Raw genomic sequence first — 21,227 nt, forward strand, 5'->3', positions numbered from 1 at the left:
CGCTTGACCGGGGGCACCCGGGAAGCGCCAGCCGCCATCGCGACGACCCGTCCCTGACGCGGCAGCGTCGGGGTCGCCGAAAAGGCAGCGGGCCGGAGCGATGCATCGAGACCGTCAAGCACCGCGCGGGATGCCGGAGGCGGACCGTACAATATAAAAAGTTCGGAGGGTCTGCCTCCGGCATCCCGTCGCCCGTCCCCGACCGGCGGCCGCAACCACCGCCAGACCTTCGCGGCGCATTCGCCGGCGGGGCCGTCTTCGCATGCCCGCAGCCTGAACGTCGCGGCGTGCCGCCCAGTTGACCGAGGTCAAGGCCCCGGCCGCCATCCCCTGCCAGGATCGTTGCATCGTGAGATCAAAGGAGGATGCCATGCCGACGCTCGCCGACTACCCCGAGACCTTCCGCCACATCCGCCTGGAGCTCGCCCGCGAAAGGGACCATCCGGAGGGCAGCCATCACGACGGCTACGATCTCGTCGTGCCGCTCGCCGAAGACGGCCGGCTCGACCCGGACGAATGGCGCAAGGCGCAGGGCAAGTGCCGGGTGCGCCGCTTCGACGACGACCTCACCGATGCGGTCGGCCTCCTCGCCCGCGACGCGGCCGGCCACTGGGTCTTCGACTACGACCGCGACCTCGACGGCGACGACGAGATCGGCTTCCGCTTCGAGTTCGAACGCTTCGTGCCGGGGGAATACGTCTCGGTCGTCCATGGCGGGGCCGAGCACACCTACCGGGTCGCCTTCGTCCGGCCGCTGCGCTAGCGCATGATCCCGGAACGTGGGAACCGGTTTTCGGGAAAGATCATGCGGCAACAATAAGATGGCGCGGGATGTCGAGCGAATCTGCTCTCATCCCGCTCTGGCGCCGCGGGGCGGATCGGGATCGGGTCACGACGCGACCACGGCGCTTGGCAAGCCTTCTTCCGCAAGGTAAGATCGGCGCCGCGACAAGGCGCCGATCCGTCCGTTTCGACGGGCGGCGCCGCCAATCATGAAAAAAGCGCCACGCCCCTCGCGCCCGTAGCTCAGGCTTCGGGCGAGGCCTTGCGTGCGACGGAGGTCCGACGTGTCGATCCTGCTCCAGCCCTACCAGCGTTTCTTCGATTTTTCCGGCCGCTCGCGCCGCAAGGAGTACTGGCTGTACATCCTTGTCTTCTACGTGGTGATGTTCGTCCTCGCCTTCGTCGACGCCGCCCTCGGCCTCGGCGGCAGCAGCCAGACGGCGCTCGACACCACCGACGGCTTTTCCGCCAGCGCCAGCGCCGAAGGCGGCATCCTCACCGGCATCTGGGCGATCGCCAACATCATCCCGCTGCTCGCCTGCGCCATCCGCCGCCTGCACGACACCGACCGCTCGGGCTGGTGGGTGCTGATCAGCCTCATTCCGCTGATCGGTACGATCTGGCTGATCGTCCTGATGTGCCTCGACGGGACGAGCGGGCGCAACCGCTTCGGCCCGGACCCCAAGGACCGGCTCGGCCGCGCCGCCGAAGCGGTGTTCGAATAGGCGAAGGCCGGCCGGGCCATCGCGCCCGGCCGCGTCCCGGCTGGCCCGCCCCGGCTGGCCCCGTCAGACGAAAGACGGAAGCCGGGAGACGGAGGCCACCCGGCGGCAGACATGCGAAGACCACGGACCCGGGCTGGCCGGGCCGTGGTCTCGTTATCATCGGCTGCGTGTCGAGGATTGCCCGGGGGGCAGAGCCTTATGCGGTCCAGGCGGTCGTCGAGGCGCTGCCCCGTGCCGCTAGCGAGCGGCGGAGCCGCCCCTACTCGTCGCGATAGACCTTCTCGCGGCGCTCGTGCCGCTCCTGGGCTTCGAGGGACAGCGTCGCGATCGGCCGCGCGTCGAGGCGCTTCAGGCTGATCGGCTCGCCGGTTTCCTCGCAATAGCCGTAGGTGCCGTCCTCGATCCGCTCCAGCGCCGAATCGATCTTCGAGATCAGCTTGCGCTGGCGGTCGCGGGCGCGCAGCTCGATCGCCCGGTCGGTCTCGGAGGATGCGCGGTCGGCGATGTCGGCCAGGTTGGAATTGTCGTTGGCGAGGGTCTCGAGGGTCTCGCGCGCCTCGCGCAGGATCTCGGCCTTCCAGGTGAGCAGCTTGCGCCGGAAATACTCCTTCTGGCGATCGTTCATGAAGGGACCGTCCTCGGACAGCTTCAGATCGGCATTGAGTGTCTCGCTCATCACGCACCTCCATTCCCGCTGGCGCGCTTATAGCGGCGGTTTGGCAGACGAACAAGTTCCCTTTGGAACACGGCGGGTTATCGAGTTGCGATTCTAACCTCCCGATTTGGTTGACCTTTCGGAAAAAGCCTTGCCGCGGGCGTCGCTTCGCCCAACCCGATGATCCAGCGTCACGCAGGGTTGCATGCGCCACAGCAGCCCGTGACCGGCCGGTCCGGCGGCATCGGGGAGGGAACGGCGCCGTCGCCGCGGCGATTGCCCGCGCGGCCGTTTCGGCCTATCCAGAACCGATGACCGTCGCCTTCGGCCGCCACCTCCTGATCCTGCGCCACGCGCACTCCTCCTGGGCCCGCCCGGGCCAGCGCGATCATCAGCGCCCGCTCGATGCTCGCGGCGAGGAGGATGCCGCGCGACTCGCGCAGATCGTCGCGCGCGAGCGCCTGCCCATCGACGCGGTGGTCTGCTCCACCGCGACGCGCGCCGTCGATACCCTCGCGGCCCTCCTGCCGATGCTCGGCGAGACGCCGCCCGTCTCCTATTCCGACGAACTCTACGCCCTCGGCACCGAAGCCTATTACGCCGCGGCGAAGACCGGCGGCGACGCTGCTGCGCTGCTCATCGTCGGCCACAACCCGACGATCGAGGATTTCACCCGGTCGCTGGCCGCAAGTGGCGAGGAGGAGGCGCTCGCCGCCATCGCCGCGGGTTTTCCGACCGCGGCGCTCGCCATCCTCGGCCTCGAACGGCCGTTCGGCGAGATCGCGCCCGGCTCGGGGCATCTCTGCCGGGTGATCCGGCCCTGACCTCGGCGGGGCGGTCGTGGCGCGGCGCCCCTTAGAAGCTCCAGCGTCGATCCCTATATGGCGGTTCGAACCCCTCCGATTGCCCGCCTCGAAGACCAGCGCCATCCCATGACATCGCTTGCCGACGAGGCCCGCCTCGTCCTCGACAATTTCGCCGATCGGACGACATCGATCTTCCAGCCCACCCTGCGCCTCGGCGTCACGGGGCTTTCGCGGGCGGGCAAGACCGTGTTCATCACCGCCCTCGTCCACAATCTCCTCGCCGGCGGGCGGCTGCCGCTGTTCAAGGCGCAGGCGAACGGTCGCATCCTCGGCGCCGACCTGGGCGAACAGCCGGACGACGCGGTCCCGCGCTTCCAGTACGAGGATCACATCCGCCGCATCGTCGAGGAGCGGGTCTGGCCGGAATCCACCCGCGCCATCTCCGAGCTGCGCCTGACCATCGCCTTCGAATCGGCCTCGGCCTTCCGCCGCATGATGCCGGGCGGGCGGCTGACCATCGACATCGTCGACTATCCGGGCGAGTGGCTGCTCGACCTGCCGCTGATCGACAAGGATTTCGCCACCTTCTCGGCAGAAGCCCTGGAACGGGCACGGCTGCCATCGCGGCAGAGGGAAGCCGGGCCGTTCCTGGCAAAGCTTGAGACGGTCGATCTGGAAGCGCCGGCGGACGAAGTGACGGCCCGCGATCTCAGCGTCCTCTTCGCCGATTACCTGAAGGCCTGCCGGGCCGACGCCGCGGCACTCTCCACCCTGCCGCCCGGACGCTTCCTGATGCCCGGCGACCTCGACGGCTCGCCGGCGCTGACCTTCGCGCCGCTGCCGGTGGAAAAGGGCAAATCCTATCCGAAGGGTTCGATGGCGGCGCATCTCGCCCGTCGCTACGAGGCCTACAAGACCGTCGTCGTCAAACCCTTCTTCCGCAATCATTTCGCCCGGCTCGACCGGCAGATCCTGCTGGTCGACGTGCTGCAGGCGATCAACGCCGGGCCGGAGGCCGTCGCCGACCTCGAGACCGCGCTGACCGACATCCTCGCCTGCTTCCGGCCCGGCCGCTCGACCTGGCTGGGCTCCTTCCTGACGCGGCGGATCGACCGCATCCTCGTCTGCGCCACCAAGGCCGACCACCTGCACCGCGAGAGCCACCGCCGGCTGGAGGCGATCGTGCGACGGATCGTCGACGACGCGGTCGCGCGGGCGAAGTTCTCCGGCGCCCGGACCGACGTCCTGGCGATGGCCGCGGTGCGCGCCACCCGCGAGGCGACGGTTTCCGATGGCGGCGAGGACCTGCCGGTGATCGTCGGGACGCCGGCGTCCGGCGAGACGATCGGCGAACGGATGTTCGACGGCAGGAGCGAGACGGCGGTATTTCCCGGCGACCTGCCGGAGGATCCGCGCCGGCTGTTCGATCCGGCCGGCGGGGGCGAGCCGGGTTCGCTGCGTTTCGTGCGCTTCCGCCCGCCGGTGCTGCAGCAGAGCGCCGAGGGGCTGACCCTGTCCCTGCCGCATATCCGGCTCGACCGGGCACTGGAATTTCTACTGGGAGACAGGCTGCAATGAGCGACGAGCGCAATGGCCGCCGGCGGGCGCCCGGCGCCTTCGACCTGCCGGGCACGACGCAACGCACCGACGAGGCGGCGCCGGAGACGATGGCGCAGCCGCGCATGCCTCGTTCCATCGCGGCGGTCGAGACGATCGAATTCGATCCAGAAGACGCCGTCGACGCGGACATCGCGGGCGATGGCGAGCCCGAGATCGCCACAGGCCGGCGCTTCTCCTTCGGCAAGCTCCTCGCCGCCTCGCTCGGGCTGCTCTTCTCGATCGCCGTGGGCCTCGCCATCGACGCCATGGTGCGCGACGTCTTCGCGCGCTCCGACTGGCTCGGCTGGACCGCCCTCGCCCTTGCCGTCCTGGCGTTCTTCGCCTTTGTCGCCATCGTCATCCGCGAGAGCGTGGGGATGATGCGCCTCGCCGCGGTCGACCGGGAGCGCAAACGCGCGCTCGCCGCCTATCGCGCCGATTCCCTTTCCGAGGCGAAGCTCGCCGTCGCGACGCTCGAGACGCTGCTGTCGTCGCGGCCCGAGACCGCCCGCGGCCGGGCGGCGATGGCGGCGCTGAAGGACGAGGTGATCGACGGCGCCGATCTCGTCGCGCTGGCCGAGGAGCACATGCTCGGGCCGCTGGACAAGAAGGCCCGCGCGCTGGTGCTGGCATCGGCCAAGCGGGTGTCGGTGGTCACCGCCGTCAGCCCCAAGGCGATCGTCGACGTCGGCTATGTCGTCTTCGAGAACATCAAGCTGATCCGCAAGATGTCCGAGCTCTACGGCGCCCGGCCCGGCACGCTCGGCCTGTTCAAGCTGATCCGCGACGTGCTCGGCCATCTCGCCGTCACCGGCTCGATCGCCATGGGCGACAGCCTCGTCCAGCAGGTGATCGGGCATGGCCTTGCCGCCCGGCTGTCGTCGCGGCTCGGCGAGGGTGTCGTCAACGGCCTGCTCACCGCGCGGGTCGGGCTGGCGGCGATGGATCTCTGCCGTCCGCTGCCGTTCCTGCGCGCCAGGCGGCCGCGGATCGGCGCGATCCTGTCGGAGCTCACCGCCCATTCCGGTGTCGAGGAGGCCGGCCCGCGCCGGTCGTGACCGCCGCTCCAGAAGATCGACCGCTTTCGAAAGGCTTGATTAACCCTTTGAAGACACAATGGAGATGGTAAACGATCTCCACCCAGGAAGGGTCTTCCATGTCGCGTCTGTTGACAGCCGGTCTCGCTCTCACCCTCGCTTTGTCGGCTGCGAACGTCACGCCTGCCCTGGCGGACAATGACGAAGCCTTCTTCCGCCGCGTCGCCGGCCAGTGGACCGGGCCCGGCGAAATCGTCGCCGGCAAGTTCAAGGGCACGAAGTTCGTCTGCAACTTCGCCGGCAGCCAGAGCGGGAAAACCGTCGGCGTCGCGCTCGAGGGTTCCTGCCGGGTCGGCCTGTTCTCCCAGCCGATGCGGGCCGAAGTGGTGCGCGCAGGAAGGTCCTATCGCGGTGCCTTCCAGGACGGGGCCGCCGGCAAGGGGCTCGACATCGTCTCGGGCGAGGTGTCCGGAGACAAGATCGTCGTCGGCCTCGACCGCAAGCAGCTGAAGGGTGCGATGATCGCCCGGCTGAAGGACGATGATTCCCTCGCCGTGACGATCTCGGTCACCGTCGCCTCGCAACTCGTCCCGGTGATCGGCATGAACCTGAAGCGCGAAGGCGGCACGCGCCAGAGCGCCCTCACCGACTGAGCCTGTTTCCCGGACCCAGTCATCGACGCCGCCGAGGGCATCGAGGCACAGACATGCCAGCTGTCCGAGATCTGCCGCCGACTACCGACGTCGTCAGCCGTCGTTCGCCCGCCACCACCCGCCGTCGGGCGAGGCCGGCACGATCGGCTCGGCGGCGAAGCGTTCGGCAAGGTTTGCGGCGCTCTCGCCCCCGATCATCAGCTCCGGCGCGATGTCGCAAAGGGGAATCAGCACGAAGGCCCGCTCGGCGATGCGCGGATGCGGCAGCAAGAGATGGTCGTCCGCGTAGGACTTCCCGCCATGGTCGAGGACGTCGATGTCGAGGGTCCGCGGTCCCCAGCGCTCCTGCCGCACCCGCTTGAAGCGCTGCTCCGTCTCGAGGCAGAGCGCCAGAAGGGCGCGTGGCGCCAGCTCGGTCTCGATCGCGGCGCAGGCGTTGAGGAAGTCCGGCTGATCGGTCTTGCCCCAGGGCGGGGTGCGGAAGAGCCGCGAGACGGCGGCGACGCGGCAGTCTTCCCGCGCGTCGATCGACTGGAGGGCCGCCGCCATGGCGGCCTGTGGATCGCCCAGATTGCCGCCGAGCCCGAGATAGGCGCGCGCGCTCACCAGCGCTCGCCCATCAAGGCCCGGCGCATGGCGTCGGCGATGGCGAGCGCGTCCCGGTTGGCGGCGACGTTGTGGACGCGGATGATGTCCGCCCCCCGCTCGCGCAGGAGAACGCTCGTTGCCGCCGAGGCGATGTCCGGCTCGGGATCCTCCCGGCCGATCGCGCCGCGCACGAAGCGCTTGCGCGAGGTGCCGACCAGCAGCGGAAAGTCGAGCGCCATCATCTCGGTCAGCCGGGCGAGGAGGATGAGGTTCTCCGGCCCGTTCTTTTCGAAGCCGAAGCCCGGATCGAGCACGATCGCCCCCCGCGCGACCCCCGCTTCGGCGGCGATCTCGAGGGAGCGCCGCAGGAAGTGGAACTGGTCCTCGAGGAGATCGGGCAGCTTCTCGCGCTCCCGGCCGGTATGCATGAGGCAGAGCCCGGCGCCGGTCTCGGCGGCGACCCTGGCGATCGCCGGATCCTTCTGCGCGCCGAACACGTCGTTGACGATGTGGGCGCCGGCCTCGACGGCCATGCGTGCCGTCTCGGACCGGTAGGTGTCGACGGAGATCAGGCAGTCCGACCGCCGGACGAGTTCCTCGATCACCGGCATGATCCGGCGCTGTTCCTCGGCGGCATCGACGGGCGTCGCGCCCGGCCGCGTCGATTCGCCGCCGATGTCGATGATCGCGGCGCCCTCGCCCACCATCCGCAGCGACTCGGCGACCGCGGCCTCGACCGAGGCGTAGCGACCGCCGTCGGAAAAGCTGTCGGGCGTCGCGTTGAGGATGCCCATGATGGTGGCGGTGGCGCCGAGTTCGAGGCTGCGCCCATGCGCCAGCTTCCAGATGCCGCCGCGCGGCGTGATCACGTCCATCCCGAACCTCTCTCGAAAGACCGGCCGGCCTCTCGGGCCATGTCATGGTCTTTCGCTAACCCCACCGCAAAGATTGCGCAATTGTGCGGGTGGCCAGCTTGCGTCGCCGCCGCGATCGTCTAGCGTGCTGGAAATGTCATTCGACTTCTTCGAAGGGGCGGCGAGCATGACACCGAAGCTGGGACTGTTCGTGGCGCTCGCCGTCGTCGTCATGCCGGGCTTGATCGCGCCCCCCGTCGCCGATGCGGCGAGCATCCGCGAGAAGACCACCTATTTCGCGGTGCGCGGATCGACGCTGCCCGAGCTCGACCAGGACCTCAGCCGCCGCGGTCCCTTCGTTTCCGGCACCGGCATCCGACATCCGGGCGCAACCGAGGTGAAGTTCGATGGCCAGGTCACCTACAAGGGCACGCCCGGGGGATGTGCCGTCGACAAGACCAATCTCAGCCTCGACCTCGAGATGACGCTGCCGCGATGGATCCCGCCGAAGCGCGTGCCGGCACGCACGAAGCTGATCTGGGACACGCTCGAGAAGGACATCCACCGCCATGAGAGCCGTCATGCCGCGATCGCCAAGCAGTGGCTGAAGCGGATGGAAATGGCGATCCGCAACCTGCGTCCCGAGGCGACGTGTCAGGGCATGGAGGCGATGGTCACCACCGTGACCCAGCGCTATCTCGCCGGCCACGAGCGGGCGCAGATCGAGTTCGACACGATCGAGGGCCGTGAGGTGAACATGCGCCTGCGCCGAGCCCTCGCCCGAGCCGTGTCCGATCAGGCCGACCGCTGAGCAGGCACCCCGGCCGCCCGAAGGTCGGGCCCGTGCGCCGGTTGGCCGGCGAGCGAGCTCGATGTCTTCGCGCAACATCCGCGCGACGAGCCGCAATCCGGCGATCAGCTCGCCCTGCCAACACCGGTGCCCTGCCATCGGCGGGCTGTGGCGCGTCTCAGCCCTGGCGCTCGGGAACGTGGAGCAGCAGGCCGTCGAGGTTCGGACGCACCTTGATCTGGCAGGAGAGACGCGAATTCGGCTGCGGCTCGTAGGCGAAGTCGAGCATGTCCTCTTCCATCGCCTCCGGCTCGCCGACCTTTTCGCGCCACGCCTCATCGACATAGACATGGCACGTGGCGCAGGCGCAGGCGCCGCCGCACTCCGCCTCGATGCCCGGCACGTCGTTGCGCACCGCGTTCTCCATCGCGGTCGTCCCGTCGCTCGCCTCGAGTTCGTAGCGAGTCCCGTCCATGGTCTGGAATGTGATCTTGGTCATCGCCGGCAAGCCCTGGCTGATTGCAATGGTGGCGCGTCACGCAAGTCTCGCGCCGTCCGCCGCCGCTGGCGGATCGGCAGGCGAGAAACCGACGCTCTGACCTTGGGTGTTAGAGAGCCTGCGCCGACCGAGTCAATCGGCGCTTGGGCGATTTCGCCCGACCATTCAGCCGGTAACCTGCTGCCGCGCAACCGTCCCAGCCGGGTTGCCGCGACGCTCAACGTGCGATCAGCCCCCTGGCGAAGCGGCCGGTCCGATCCAGCTCGGCCAGAAGCTCCGCCATCGCCGCCGGCTCGCAGGGCGCCTCTTCCAGCCCCTCGGCGGCGTCGGCGAGCCGGAACGCGCCGAGATTGCGGCATGCCCCCTTCAGGGCATGGGCGAGACGGCTGCGCTCGGCTTCGGTCGCGGCCTCGATCACCGGCCGGACCCGCTCGATCTGGATCACCAGAAGGCCGAGCACCTCGGTTTCGAGCTGGGAGTCCCCGGCGGTCTGGCGGGCGAGATGCACGAGGTCGATCGGCGAACGGCGCGATGGATGGGAGCCCGGGCTCTCGGGCGAAGGCCGCTCGCTACCGGAGCGGTCTCGTTCGATCGGCTGTGCCATGCTGCTCTCCGTCGCTGATGCCGGCGGGACGTTCGGCCCGGACCGTTCGCCTTCGTCGCCGCGAAACGAGAATCGTCTCGCGGTTGGGTGAGCAATTGGTTAAGGTCGAGGGAAAGATTTGCGCCGAAATACCGATGGGCCGGCCTTGCGGGCACCGCCTGCATCCCCTCCCTGGCAGGGCTTGCGGTGAAAAAAACTCCAATGCGCCCGTCGGCGTTAACCTTATGTTTAAACTTGTAGGGATTGGCGGGCTTTACGGTTTCTTTCAGAACCGCGGCCCACTAACATTCTAAGGTGAAATTCCGCGGGCATTGCACCGTCGTCCGGACCCATGGGTCCGAGACGGGGCGAGATGCCGGAAGCGCGGTGGGGCGGCATCGGCCGTTTCGCCGGCGAGTGTGGCGGATGTAGAGAGTATCGGGGCGCGACGGCCATGTCCAAGACGAAACCCTTCGAACAGCTTTCCGAAGATGCGGTCCACGAGCTGGAAGAGGCCCTGGCCGATCTGGACATGGAGGGCGTCGCGACCGGCGAGAGCGAGGCTGCCGCCACCGGCCACCTGGACGAGCCGTCCGGCGAAGAGACCGTCGACGTCGAGTTCTCGCTCGAGGATTTCGAGCGTCAGATCAGCGAGACGGCCGGGCAGCTGCGGAGCGCCGAGCCGGCGACGCCGGGCGCCGCGAACGCCGCCGATGTCGCGGCCGCGAGCGCCGCGGGTGCTGCGGCCGGCGTGGCGGGCCTTGCCGCCGCGGGCCGCGGCGATGCCGGCGGAGCCGATGCGGGCAAGGAGCCCTCGCCGCGCCGCGAGCAGCCGGACAGCCGCGCCACCGCCGGCGAGCCGCCGCGCGCCTACACCCAGGCCGCCGCCAATGACGAGGCCCGGCGCAACACCGTCTGGGCCGAGGCCCTCCTGCAGCGCCGGGCGCCGCGGACCGCTCTGTGGATCGCCGGCGCCGCCTCCGTCCTGTGGATCGCCGGCGTCGCCTTCGGTGCCTCGGCGATCTACGGCACCGACGTCGAGACCCTCGCCGCCGGCGTGAACGATCCGCTGCGGCAGGCCGAACTCCTCATCCTCGCCGCCCTCACCTTCCTGCCGCCGATCCTGTTCCTCGCGATCGGGCTGATGGTGCGCCGGTCCGCCGACCTGCGCCTGATGAGCCGGTCGCTCGCCGAGGTGGCGATGCGCCTCGCCGAACCCGAGAGCGTCGCCACCGAGCGCGTCATGAGCGTCGGCCAGGCCGTGCGCCGGGAGATTTCCGGCCTCGCCGAAGGCGTCGAGCGCGCCCTGTCGAGGACCTCGGATCTCGAAAGCGTCGTGCGCAACGAGGTCAGCGCCCTCGAACGCGCCTATGCCGACAACGAGGTGAAGATCCGCGCGCTCGTCCAGGACCTCGGCACCGAGCGGGACGCCATGCTCTCCCACGCCGAGCGGCTGCGCTCGGCTGTCCTCGGTTCGCACCAGCGCCTCGTCGGCGACGTCGAGACGACGTCGGACACGGTGCTCGCCCGCATCGAGGAGGCCTCGCAGCGCTTCACCGCGCTGATCGAGGATCGCAGCGCGAACATCGCCAGGGAATACGAGACCCAGAGCCGCCAGCTGTCCGAGCTTCTGGAATCCAGCGGCCGCCAGCTGCGCGAGCAGCTCACGGCCGAGGGTGACGCCCTCGTCTCCCGCCTCGACGACGTCGCCTCGACCTCGGGGCAGAAGCTGATCGGCATCAGCGAGACGATCGCCAGCGACCTCGACGAGCGCTCGGGCCGGATCGGCGGCGACATCGAGGAGCGCAGCGCCGCCATCGTCGCCCTGTTCGACGAGCGGGCGAGCGAGATCAAGAACGCCATCGTCTCCGACAGCGAGGCTCTTGCCGACCGGATCACGACCAGCGCCGAGGCATCGTCGCGGCGCCTGGCGGAGGTCAACGACAGCCTCGCCCGTGCCAGCGAAGAGCGCAGCCGCGCCCTTGCCGACGAGGTCGAGAGCCGGAGCCAGAAGCTGGTCGGCCTCTTCGACGAGAAGAGCGCCGCCCTCGATGCCAGGATGTCCGAGCTCGGCGACCGCCTCGTCGCCGACATCTCCTTCACCGCAGAAAGCGCGACCAGCCAGATCACCACCGCCGGCGACGAAGTCGGCCGCAGCCTCGACGAACACACGACCCGCCTCACCGGCGAGTTCGCGGGGCGCAGCCAGGAACTCCTGTCGCTGTTCGACGACCGGACGGCGACGATCGTCGATCGGGCGAGCGGCGCCAGCGAGCACCTGCTCGGCCTCATCACCTCGACCAGCGAGACCGCCGTCGGCCGCCTCGACGAAAGCGGCCAGGTCGTCGTTCGCGCCCTCACCGAGCGCCACGAGGCGGTCACCGAGGAATTCGCCGCACGCAGCCGTTCGTTGCTGGAGGAGCTCGGCGAGCGCACCGCGACGCTCCAGGCCGGCGCACGCGAGACCAGCGAACAGCTGGTCGCCGGCATCACGCTCGGAGCCGAGACCGCGGCTGCCAGCATCATCGGCGCCAGCGAGACCGCCGAGCGCACGCTCGACGAGCGCCTCGCCAGCCTGTCCGGCGCCTTCGACGCCAAGGTCGGTCAGGCCGTCACCGAGCTTTCCGAGCGCGGCTCGACGCTGTCGGCGTCGCTCACCGAGACCACGCGGATCCTCGTCGAGGAGATCGGCGCGTCCTCCGACCGGGCGACCCGCCAGCTCACTGCTTCCGCCGACGAGGCCAACCGCAGCCTCGAGGCGACCACCGGCAGCCTGTTGTCGCGAGCCGACGCCATCACCGGCGAACTGACCTCCATCGGCACGGAATTCGTCGGCCGGATGATCGCCTCCGCCGATGCGGCGACCGGCCTCGTCCGTTCGCGCACCGAGATGCTGTCGGAATACGGGGAGAAGTTCGTGCAGGGCCTCGCCGAGGCGCTGGACGACCGCACCCTCACCATGCGCCTGCAGGGCGAGACCTTCCTCGACGGGCTGGAGACGCTGTTCGACGAGCGCCTGGCCGCGCTCGAGAACCAGGGCTCCAAATTCCAGGCCGGGATCGGCGAGCACATCGACGGGCGCCGCGAGCAGCTGGAATCCAGCGCCGACCGCTTCCTCAGGACGGCGGAGACCGAACTCGGCGAACGCGCGACGCGGATCGAGCAGCTCCTGGCCGAAGGCAACACCCAGACCCTCGGCGGGCTCGACCAGCGCATCGAGGTGATCGAGAAGGCGCTCGGCGAACGCGGCCCGGCGCTGATCGCGGCGATCGAGAGCCGTGCCAACGCCATCGAGGTCTCGACCGACCGGGTCTCCGCGGCGCTGTCCGACCGCTCGACCTCCTTCGCCCAGGCCCTTGCCGAGCGGACCCGCGAGATCCTCGGGGCCTTCGAGAAGGGTCATGCGGATCTCTCCGAGCTGGCGACCACCGCCGTCGCCTCGACGGACCAGACCCTCGAGGCCCGCACGGCGGAGCTGCGGTCGCTGCTCGACAACGGCCAGTCGGGACTCGACGCGCTGCTGGCCGAGCGCACCACCGGACTGTCGGAAGCCCTGGACCAGCGGCTTCTGTCCTTCGATCTCACCGCCGACGCGCGCATCGACGCGATCAACGAGCGCGCCGGCGAGGTCGGCACCAGGCTCGAAGGCGCCGCCGCGCGCATTCACGACGTCCTCACCCAGCGCCGCGACGAGATCGAGGTCGTCATGGGCCGCGTCGCAGAAGGCTTCGACGCGAGCTTCGCGCACCGCATCCAGTCGCTCGAGAACACCGTCTCGGCCCAGACCGGCCGGTTCGCCCAGGCACTCGACGAGGCGCAGCGCCTCCTCGCGGAGAACATGGGCGTCGGGACCGACCGGGTCGCCGAGCGGATCGAGGCCGTTCTCGGCGAGATCCATGCGGCCGTCGGGACGACCGAGGGCCTGCTTGCCCGCGGCCTCGACGAGAAGGCCGCGACCTTCGCCGCGCTCTTCGACGAGCGCCGCGGCGCCATCGAGGACTTGCTGGCGACGTCGGAGGACTCCATCGTCAATTCGCTGGACCAGCGCATCAATACCATCGCCGCCACCCTGGCCGAGCGCGGCACCGGGCTGCAGCGCGCGCTGGACGGCGAAAGCTCGCGCTTCATCAATGGGATCGACGAAAAGTCTCAAGTTCTCTTCGAAGGCCTCGATCGCCGGGCGAGCGACCTCAATACCGGCCTTGCCGACCGCCTCAGCGCCAATGAGCGGCTCATGGCCGACGCGCAGCAGGCCCTCGTCTCCAGCTTCGACGCCCGCAAGGACGAGCTCACCGAGGTGCTCGACCTGCGCGCCACGACGCTCAAGGCGATCAGCGACGAAATGCCGGCCCGTGTCGCCGCCGCCATCGACGAGCGCCTGCGCAACGTCGCAACCGGCTTCGACCAGGTCGTCGGCTCGATCGTCGACGATCTGTCGGAGCGGGTCGGTTCCCTCGGCCAGTCGCTGGAGGACACCCGCACCGCCCTCGTCGGCACCGTCGAAGCCGAGACCGGCCGCTTCCGTTCGGAACTCGACGAACGCACCCAGGGCTTCGAGGACCATCTCTCCGTCGCGGCCGGCAGCCAGCTCGTCGCCATCGAGAGCGCCCTGTCCATGCTGATCGAGGGGCTCGACGATCGCCTCGGCCAGCTGAACGCCGCCGCGGCCAGCGCCAAGGCCGACATCTCGAGCGGACTCGACGCCGAGATCGCCCAGATCCGCCTCGCCATCCAGTCCGGCATCGAAGGCCTGTCGGGCGAACTCCAGGGCGGCAGCCAGTCCCTCGCCGCCGCCATCGAGAGCCGCATCGGCGACCTGCGCGAGGTCTCGCAGAGCGCCGAAGCCGGCGTGCGCGAGAGCCTCGACCAGCGCATCGACCAGCTCCAGGGCCTGCTCGCGTCGATCCGGACGGAAGTCTCCGGTGCCCTCGAAGCGGGGATCAGCGGCCTGTCGGGCGAACTCCAGGGCGGCAGCCAGTCCCTCGTCGCCGCGGTCGAGAGCCGCATCGCCGAACTGCGCGAGGTCTCGCAGGGCACCGAAGCCGGCATGCGCGACAGTCTCGACCAGCGCATCGACCAGCTCCAGGGCCTGCTCTCGTCGATCCGGACGGAAGTCTCCGGTGCCCTCGAAGCGGGGATCAGCGCCCTGTCGGGCAAACTCCAGGGCGGCAGCCAGTCCCTCGTCGCCGCCATCGAGAGCCGCATCGCCGACCTGCACGAGGTCTCGCAGAGCGCCGAAGCCGGCATGCGCGACAGCCTCGACCAGCGCGTCGACCAGCTCCAGGGCCTGCTCTCGTCGATCCGGACGGAAGTCTCCGGTGCCCTCGAAGCGGGGATCAGCGGCCTGTCGGGCGAACTCCAGGGCGGCAGCCAGTCCCTCGTCGCCGCCATCGAGAGCCGCATCGCCGACCTGCGCGAGGTTTCGCAGAGCGCCGAAGCCGGCATGCGCGACAGCCTCGACCAGCGCGTCGCAACGCTCCAGGATCTCTTGTCGGGCAGCCACACCGACGTATCGGGCGTGCTCGATCAGGGTCTCGGCGCGATTTCCGGGGAAATCTCCGATCGCATCAACCTGCTCGGCGAGAACCTCGATTCCCGCACGGCCTCGCTGCGCGCCATCATCGAGGAGGCCCGGTCCATTCTCGTCGACGGCCTCGACGAGCGCCTCGGCGCCATCCAGAAGGTGGTCGACGGCTCGGAAGGCACGCTGATCTCCGCCCTCGACCAGCGCCGCGACGCCTTCGAGCAGCAGATCGAAAGCGGCCGTGCCTCCCTCGGTCAGACGCTGGACGAGCGGGTCGCAGCCCTCTCCGACGCGCTGTTCGAGGTCGACCTCAAGCTCGCCACGGCCTTCGACGAACGCCGCGACAACTTCGCTGCCCTCATCGACGGTGCGGTCAGCTCGGCCGCCGCGACCTTCGAGGACCGTGCGGACGACGTGCGCCGCACGATCGAGCAGTCGGTCGGCGACATCTCGCAGACCCTCGAGACCCGCCGCGAGGATCTGCTCGCGGCCCTCGAAGGCGGCTCGGCCAATCTGGTCGGTGCCATCGACCAGCGCACGGAGGCGATCTCCTCGGCCCTCGAGCGGGGTCTCGGCAATGTCGAGCGCACCCTCAATGCCCGGGCCGGCGCCCTGGCCGAGGCGATCCGCGGCACGGTCACCGAGGCGACCGGCGCGATGGCCGCAGAGGCCGGCCGCGCCCGCGAGAACCTCATGGCAGAGACCGCCAAGGTCTCGGCCAGTGTCGACGACATCTCGCGGCTGTTCGACACCGCGAGCGAAGAAGCGCGCCAGCGTATCGCCGCGGAGGCCGAGCGCCTCACCGAGCGCCTCGGCGCCCTCGCCGACGACATGTCGGCCCGCACCGAAAGCGCCGGCACCCGGCTGGTCAGCGAAGGCGGTCGGATCGCCGAGACGATCAGCGGGTCGACCGAGGTCATCCGCTCGCTGTCGGAGGAATCGCGCTCGCGCTTTGCCACCGAGGCCGAGGCACTGGCGACCCAGATCGCGCAGCTCACCGGCGAGATCCGCCGCGAGGCCGACGACGTCCGCGTCCAGCTCGGCGAGCAGCGCATGACCCTCGTCGACACCCTGTCGGGCATTTCCGGCGTCGTCGCCGGCGAGTTCGACCGCAACACCGAGAGCTTCGCCGAGAAGATCGCTGCGGCCGGCGAGGAGCTGCGCCGGATCGCCGACGAGAACCGCTCGCGCTTTGCCGGCGACAGCGCCAGGATGGCACGCGAGTTCGAGGCGGCCATCGCCCGGATGAGCGAACTCGCCGCCAGTGCGGAAGGTGCTCTCCAGACCACCGGCGAGGACTTCTCGTCCCGGGTCACCACCGCCACCGGCGCCATGCGCGACGCCACCGGCGACATCGCCGAGGCGCTGGAAGCGAGAGCCGGGGCATTCTCGGCGGAGCTCGAGGCGGTCACCCGGCGGCTCGGCGAGCTCTTGGCCGACAGCCCGGTCACCGGCGAGATCGATGCATCCACGGCGCGGCTCCGCGAGGAACTCTGGTCCTCGTCGAAGGCCCTGCGCGGCGAGGTCGACGGTGTCGTCGCCCAGCTCCGCGGCGAGGTGGCGACGGTGTCCGGACGGCTTCTCCAGGACGCCGAAAGCGTGCGCGACGAGATCGCCAGCCGCGGCGGCGACCTGTCGAACCAGATCGCGGCGATCTCCGAGATCATCCGGCTCGAGACCGAGCGGGCCCGTTCCACGCTCATGGAAAGCGCCGGATCGGTCGGCGACGAACTCGCGGGCCGCATGAGCGAGACCGAGCGGTCGCTGGCGACGCGCTCGCGGATGATGAGCGAGGAGCTGGAGGAGAAGACCCGGAACCTTGCGGAGATGCTGTCGGCCCGCAACGCCGAGATCGGCCGCATGCTGGACGAGGACGCGCGGCCGCTGATCTCGCAGATCGGCGACGGCGGCACCGAGCTCGCCCGGCTCCTGCAGGTCACCACCCGCGACGCCGCCGACAGGCTGCGGGCCGAGAACGCCTCCCTCGCCGCGGCCCTCGGCCGCCGGGCACAGGAGACGATCGCCTCCCTCACCCAGTCGTCCGACGCCATCCTCGGCGCTCTCGACGAGCGGGCGGCCGCCACGGTGGGCATGGTCGGCGAGATGCGCGAGCAGCTGCAGCGCGACGTCGGCTCGCTGATCGGCCGGCTCGCCCAGACCTCCAGCTCGCTGCGGGGCCTCGTGGAGGAGACCGCCAGCAATCTCGGCGCCATCGACGGCATCCTCAAGGAGAGCGGCGCCCGCTTCGTGCAGGACGCCGAGGAGGCGACGAACTCGATCTCCCTCAGCGCCCGCATGCTCGATTCCAATGTCGACCGGCTGGACAAGCTGTCGCTCGCGGCCTTCTCGAAGATCGCCTCGATGGCAGACCGGTTCCAGGAGCACGGCGCCGTGCTGTCCGAGACCGTGGGCCTCCTCGAAGCCCGCGAGGAGGGCCTTCGCTCGGTGCTCGACGGCGGCCATGCCGGCCTCGACGAATTGTCGACGAACCTCGTCGCCCGCTCCGAGGAGATCGGCGGCCTGATGCGGTCCTTCGAGGAGGTGGTGAACGGCCTCTTCGATCGCACCGAGCAGCGCTCGCGGCTGATCTCCGAGCGGCTCGCCGGCGATGTCGGCGCCTCGCTCGGCGACGTCGAGCGGCAGCTGGAGGGCGCCGAGAGCCGCTCGCTCCAGACCGCGGCGGTGCTGCGCGAATCGATCCAGTCGGCGCTGGAAGACGCCGGCTCGCGCTTCGAGCGCTCGACCGAAGAGATCCGCCAGGCGGCCTCGACGATCCGCGCCGAACTCGACTCGGCCCGCACGGAGATCAAGCGCGGCGTGTTCGAGCTTCCCGAGGAAACCCGGTCGAGCACCGAGGCGATGCGCCGGGCGGTGTCCGACCAGATCCGGGCGCTGCGCGAACTTTCCGACATCGTCTCCCAGTCCGGCCGTGCCTTCGACGTCGCCGACCGTTCGCGGCCGGCTCCGGCCCGGCCGCAGCGCGACACGGCCCCGCAGGCTCCCGCCCGCCCCGTCCAGGCCGCCCCGGCGGCAAAGTCCGAGCCGGCGAAGCCCGAATACGACTTCAGCGACGACGACGCCTTCGACGTCGAGCAGGAGATCGCCGCGTCCTTCATGACCGACGGCAATCTCGCCCACGACCTGAGGGGCTCGAACTTCGAGACACCGCGCGCCGAACCGGCCAAGCCGGCGCAGGGTGAAGTCCGGCCGCAGGCCCCGGCCCAGCAGTCGCCGGCCCGGTTCGACCAGCCGGCGGGCGGACAGCGGCCGGCCCTGCCGACCGGCTCCGCCACCGGGGCCGCAGCGCCGGCAGCGCGCTCCGGCTCGGGCAGCAATCCGCTCGTCGGTCCCGCGGCCGCCGCGCCGCAGCCGGCCCGGCCTGCCCGTCCCGAGCAGAACGCGCCTCGTCCGACGGAGCGCCAGCGCGAGCGGCCGGATAGCGATCGCGGCGCCGGCTGGGTGTCGAACCTCCTGCGCCGCGCGTCGGAGGAAGAGGACGACGGCGATGCCGGTCTCGGCAAGAAGGCGCCGGTCCAGCAGCCCGCCACCGCCCAGCCGAGCGCCGGGCGCACCCCGGCGACGCCGGAGCGCTCGCCCGACCACGTGGTCGAATCGCTCAACTCGCTGTCGATGGACATCGCCCGGGCGATCGACCACAACGCCTCGATCGAACTCTGGGACCGCTACCGGCGCGGGGAGCGCAACGTCTTCACCCGCCGGCTCTACACCATGCAGGGCCAGCAGACCTTCGACGACATCCGCCGCAAGTATCAGCGCGATGCCGAGTTCCAGGGCGCGGTGGATCGCTACATCGCCGACTTCGAGGCGCTGTTGCAGGACATCTCCCGCAACGATCCGGAGAACCGGGTGTCGCGGAGCTATCTCTCCTCCGACACCGGCAAGGTCTACACGATGCTCGCCCACGCATCGGGCCGCTTCGACAGCTGACCCGCGCGCCGGCCGTCGCCAGCCTCCAGCCGAAGCCCCGGATCCGACGAGGATCCGGGGCTTCGGCGTTTTGAGATGACCTTGAAGGTGATTGGCTCCCAATAGGGTGTCGGCCCCAAAAATCGCCCGGTTTGCATGTTCCGGGTCGCTCGCGCATGCCTCTGGTCAGGCAGCGCGACTACTGGTGGAGGAGGACCGGCATCCTGGCCGCTAGAAGACGGCCGCCTGTCGATCCGACCGCCGCCACCTCGACCGCGACAAACCGGGAATCCTGCATGCGACATCACGTCTTCGGCTTCTGCGTCATCAGCCTCGCGGCCCTGTCGTCCGGCATGGCGCAGACGGCTCGCGCGGAACCGGCCCACGCGATCGCGATGCAGGGCGAACCGGCCCTTGCGGCCGGCTTTCCGAGCGTCCCCTACGCCAATCCCGACGCGCCGCAGGGCGGCACCATGCGCTACTGCGTCTTCGGCAATTTCGACAACCTCAACCCGGTCATCGTGCGCGGCGCGTTGACCACGGCGCGCGGCATCTGGTTCGACAAGGAATTCGGCAATCTCGTCTTCGAGCCGCTGATGCAGCGCTCGCCCGACGAGCCCTTCACCATGTACGGGCTGATCGCCGAGAGCATCGAGACCGACGATGAGCGCAGCTATGTGGAGTTCCGCCTCGACCCGAAGGCGAAATTCTCCGACGGCCAGCAGATCCGCCCGGAGGACGTGCTCTTCACCGTGCGGATGCTGCGCGAACATGGCCGACCGATCTACGCCAACTGGCTGCGCCCGGCGGTGAAGATCGAGAAGGTCGGCGAGGACGGCGTGCGCTTCACTTTCGACGACACCGCCGACCGCGAGACGCCGCTGCTGATCGCCGGGCTGCCGGTTTTGCCCGAGCACGCCTTCGACGAGAAGACCTTCGAGCAGACGACGCTCGAGCCCGTCATCGGCTCCGGTCCCTATGTGATCGCCGAGGTGAGGCCCGGCCAGGAGATCGTCTACAAGAAGAACCCCGACTACTGGGCGAAGGACCTGCCGATCCGCAAGGGCGTCTTCAACTACGATACGATCGTCATCGACTACTACCGCGACAGCAACGCCCAGTTCGAGGGCTTCAAGAAGGGCAACTGCCACATCTATCTGGAGGGCGACCCGAACCACTGGCGCACGGCCTATGATTTTCCCGCCGTGACGGACGGCCGGGTGATCAAGGAGACCTTCCAGACCGGTGCCCCGGCGAACATGCTCGGCTTCGTCTTCAACACCCGCCGCCCGGTCTTTGCCGACCGGCGCGTGCGCAAGGCGCTGTCGATGCTTTTCGATTTCGAATGGGCCAACAAGAACCTCTATTACGGCGCCTATCAGCGCACCGGCTCGTTCTTCCAGAACTCCGAGCTGTCGGCGCTCGGCCGCCCGGCGAGCGAGGCGGAGAAGGCGCTCCTCGCGCCCTATCCCGGCGACGTCGATCCCGACGTCATGGACGGCACCTACCAACCGACGGTGAGCGACGGCTCCGGCTCCGACCGCAAGGTGCTGCGCGAGGCGATGCAGGAGCTGGAGGCCGCCGGCTACAGCTTTGCCGGTCGCCGGCTCGTCGGCCCGGACGGGAAGCCGCTGGCTTTCGAAATCCTGGTCCAGTCGCCCGAGCAGGCGAAGATGGCGGAAGCCTACAATGGCACGCTCTCGCGGCTCGGCATCGCGATGACCATCCGGATGGTCGACGACAGCCAGTACCAGGCCCGCAAGGATGCGTTCGACTTCGACATGATCATCGGCGCCTACTCCGCCTCGCTGTCGCCGGGCGCCGAGCAGGACTATCGCTGGGGCTCGCGCGCGAAGGACATCAACGGCTCGTTCAACTATGCCGGCGCCTCGGATCCGGCGATCGACGCGCTGATCCAGAAAATCGTCACCACCCGTTCGAGAGAGGATTTCGTCGACGCCGTCAGGGCTTACGACCGGGTGCTGATCTCGGGCTACTACGTCGTGCCGCTGTTCCACATGCCCGAGCAGCGGCTCGCCCGCTGGGCCTTCATCAAGCATCCCGAGACGACGCCGCTCTACGGCTATCAGCTGCCCACCTTCTGGCGCGCGCCGGACTGAGACCGTCGGCCCCGGCCTTCGATCGGCGCCAGGGGGTTACCACTCAGCACCGCGCGGGCTCGATACCAGCGGGCGGCGGACAGG

General features: G+C 69.6%; 14 protein-coding genes. 9 read left to right on the forward strand and 5 right to left on the reverse strand.

Going from position 1 to position 21,227, the window contains the following annotated elements; translation table 11 throughout:
• Window positions 1-370: 370 nt before the first annotated feature.
• Window positions 371-763 carry a hypothetical protein gene (locus tag ATO4_RS23975; protein ID WP_083594304.1) on the forward strand — a complete coding sequence of 131 codons (393 nt, stop codon included), beginning with the start codon at window positions 371-373 and terminating at the stop codon, window positions 761-763.
• 304 nt (window positions 764-1,067) lie between these two features.
• Window positions 1,068-1,508, forward strand: coding sequence for a DUF805 domain-containing protein (locus ATO4_RS23980; protein ID WP_083594305.1), 441 nt, complete (start codon window positions 1,068-1,070; stop codon window positions 1,506-1,508).
• Window positions 1,509-1,767: 259 nt separating this feature from the next.
• Here ATO4_RS23980 and dksA read toward each other — a convergent pair whose 3' ends face one another.
• Window positions 1,768-2,184 carry an RNA polymerase-binding protein DksA gene (dksA, locus tag ATO4_RS23985; RefSeq protein ID WP_083594306.1) on the reverse strand — a complete coding sequence of 139 codons (417 nt, stop codon included), beginning with the start codon at window positions 2,182-2,184 and terminating at the stop codon, window positions 1,768-1,770.
• Between the two features lie 290 nt (window positions 2,185-2,474).
• Between dksA and ATO4_RS23990 the strand changes: the two genes are divergently transcribed.
• From ATO4_RS23990 to ATO4_RS24005, 4 genes are all read left to right on the forward strand, one after another.
• A complete protein-coding gene (locus ATO4_RS23990; protein WP_083594307.1) occupies window positions 2,475-2,987 on the forward strand; it encodes a histidine phosphatase family protein in 513 nt (170 codons plus the stop codon).
• 108 nt (window positions 2,988-3,095) lie between these two features.
• The gene (locus ATO4_RS23995) at window positions 3,096-4,547 is read left to right on the forward strand and encodes a YcjX family protein (protein ID WP_083594308.1); all 1,452 of its coding nucleotides are present in this window, start codon (window positions 3,096-3,098) and stop codon (window positions 4,545-4,547) included.
• The gene (locus ATO4_RS24000; RefSeq protein WP_083594309.1) at window positions 4,544-5,626 is read left to right on the forward strand and encodes a TIGR01620 family protein; all 1,083 of its coding nucleotides are present in this window, start codon (window positions 4,544-4,546) and stop codon (window positions 5,624-5,626) included. Before ATO4_RS23995 ends, ATO4_RS24000 begins: the two co-directional genes overlap by 4 nt.
• A 98-nt stretch (window positions 5,627-5,724) precedes the next feature.
• The gene (locus tag ATO4_RS24005; RefSeq protein WP_083594310.1) at window positions 5,725-6,258 is read left to right on the forward strand and encodes a hypothetical protein; all 534 of its coding nucleotides are present in this window, start codon (window positions 5,725-5,727) and stop codon (window positions 6,256-6,258) included.
• A 93-nt stretch (window positions 6,259-6,351) separates the two neighbouring features.
• Here the strand turns inward: ATO4_RS24005 and folK are convergent, their stop codons facing one another.
• Entirely contained in the window at window positions 6,352-6,864 is a 513-nt protein-coding gene (gene folK, locus ATO4_RS24010; protein WP_083594311.1) for a 2-amino-4-hydroxy-6-hydroxymethyldihydropteridine diphosphokinase, read from the reverse strand.
• Window positions 6,861-7,721, reverse strand: a complete 861-nt coding sequence (gene folP / locus ATO4_RS24015; RefSeq protein WP_083594312.1) for a dihydropteroate synthase — start codon at window positions 7,719-7,721, stop codon at window positions 6,861-6,863. Before folP ends, folK begins: the two co-directional genes overlap by 4 nt.
• Before the next feature lie 166 nt (window positions 7,722-7,887).
• On the opposite strand from folP, the gene ATO4_RS24020 reads away from it, so the two are divergent.
• The gene (locus tag ATO4_RS24020) at window positions 7,888-8,511 is read left to right on the forward strand and encodes a DUF922 domain-containing protein (protein ID WP_176223145.1); all 624 of its coding nucleotides are present in this window, start codon (window positions 7,888-7,890) and stop codon (window positions 8,509-8,511) included.
• 157 nt (window positions 8,512-8,668) lie between these two features.
• Here the strand turns inward: ATO4_RS24020 and ATO4_RS24025 are convergent, their stop codons facing one another.
• Both ATO4_RS24025 and ATO4_RS24030 read right to left on the reverse strand, forming a co-directional pair.
• The gene (locus ATO4_RS24025; protein ID WP_083594338.1) at window positions 8,669-8,989 is read right to left on the reverse strand and encodes a 2Fe-2S iron-sulfur cluster-binding protein; all 321 of its coding nucleotides are present in this window, start codon (window positions 8,987-8,989) and stop codon (window positions 8,669-8,671) included.
• A gap of 217 nt (window positions 8,990-9,206) precedes the next feature.
• Window positions 9,207-9,593 (reverse strand): Hpt domain-containing protein, encoded by a 387-nt coding sequence (locus tag ATO4_RS24030; protein ID WP_083594313.1) that lies wholly within the window; start codon window positions 9,591-9,593, stop codon window positions 9,207-9,209.
• Window positions 9,594-10,026: 433 nt separating this feature from the next.
• Here ATO4_RS24030 and ATO4_RS24035 point away from each other — a divergent pair, with 433 nt between their 5' ends.
• Window positions 10,027-19,044 (forward strand): hypothetical protein, encoded by a 9,018-nt coding sequence (locus ATO4_RS24035; protein ID WP_083594314.1) that lies wholly within the window; start codon window positions 10,027-10,029, stop codon window positions 19,042-19,044.
• 275 nt (window positions 19,045-19,319) lie between these two features.
• Entirely contained in the window at window positions 19,320-21,143 is a 1,824-nt protein-coding gene (locus ATO4_RS24040) for an extracellular solute-binding protein (RefSeq protein WP_083594315.1), read from the forward strand.
• Window positions 21,144-21,227 lie beyond the last annotated feature (84 nt).

Source organism: Aurantimonas sp. 22II-16-19i, assembly GCF_002088275.1.
Taxonomy (GTDB): Bacteria; Pseudomonadota; Alphaproteobacteria; order Rhizobiales; family Rhizobiaceae; genus Jiella.

Coding starts and splice junctions, on each gene's coding strand:
- ATO4_RS23975 (WP_083594304.1), top strand. CDS start 371: ATGCCGACGCTCGCCGACTACCCCGAGACCTTCCGCCACATCCGCCTG.
- dksA (WP_083594306.1), bottom strand. CDS start 2,184: ATGAGCGAGACACTCAATGCCGATCTGAAGCTGTCCGAGGACGGTCCC.
- ATO4_RS23990 (WP_083594307.1), top strand. CDS start 2,475: ATGACCGTCGCCTTCGGCCGCCACCTCCTGATCCTGCGCCACGCGCAC.
- ATO4_RS23995 (WP_083594308.1), top strand. CDS start 3,096: ATGACATCGCTTGCCGACGAGGCCCGCCTCGTCCTCGACAATTTCGCC.
- ATO4_RS24000 (WP_083594309.1), top strand. CDS start 4,544: ATGAGCGACGAGCGCAATGGCCGCCGGCGGGCGCCCGGCGCCTTCGAC.
- ATO4_RS24005 (WP_083594310.1), top strand. CDS start 5,725: ATGTCGCGTCTGTTGACAGCCGGTCTCGCTCTCACCCTCGCTTTGTCG.
- folP (WP_083594312.1), bottom strand. CDS start 7,721: ATGGACGTGATCACGCCGCGCGGCGGCATCTGGAAGCTGGCGCATGGG.
- ATO4_RS24020 (WP_176223145.1), top strand. CDS start 7,888: ATGACACCGAAGCTGGGACTGTTCGTGGCGCTCGCCGTCGTCGTCATG.
- ATO4_RS24025 (WP_083594338.1), bottom strand. CDS start 8,989: ATGACCAAGATCACATTCCAGACCATGGACGGGACTCGCTACGAACTC.
- ATO4_RS24030 (WP_083594313.1), bottom strand. CDS start 9,593: ATGGCACAGCCGATCGAACGAGACCGCTCCGGTAGCGAGCGGCCTTCG.
- ATO4_RS24035 (WP_083594314.1), top strand. CDS start 10,027: ATGTCCAAGACGAAACCCTTCGAACAGCTTTCCGAAGATGCGGTCCAC.
- ATO4_RS24040 (WP_083594315.1), top strand. CDS start 19,320: ATGCGACATCACGTCTTCGGCTTCTGCGTCATCAGCCTCGCGGCCCTG.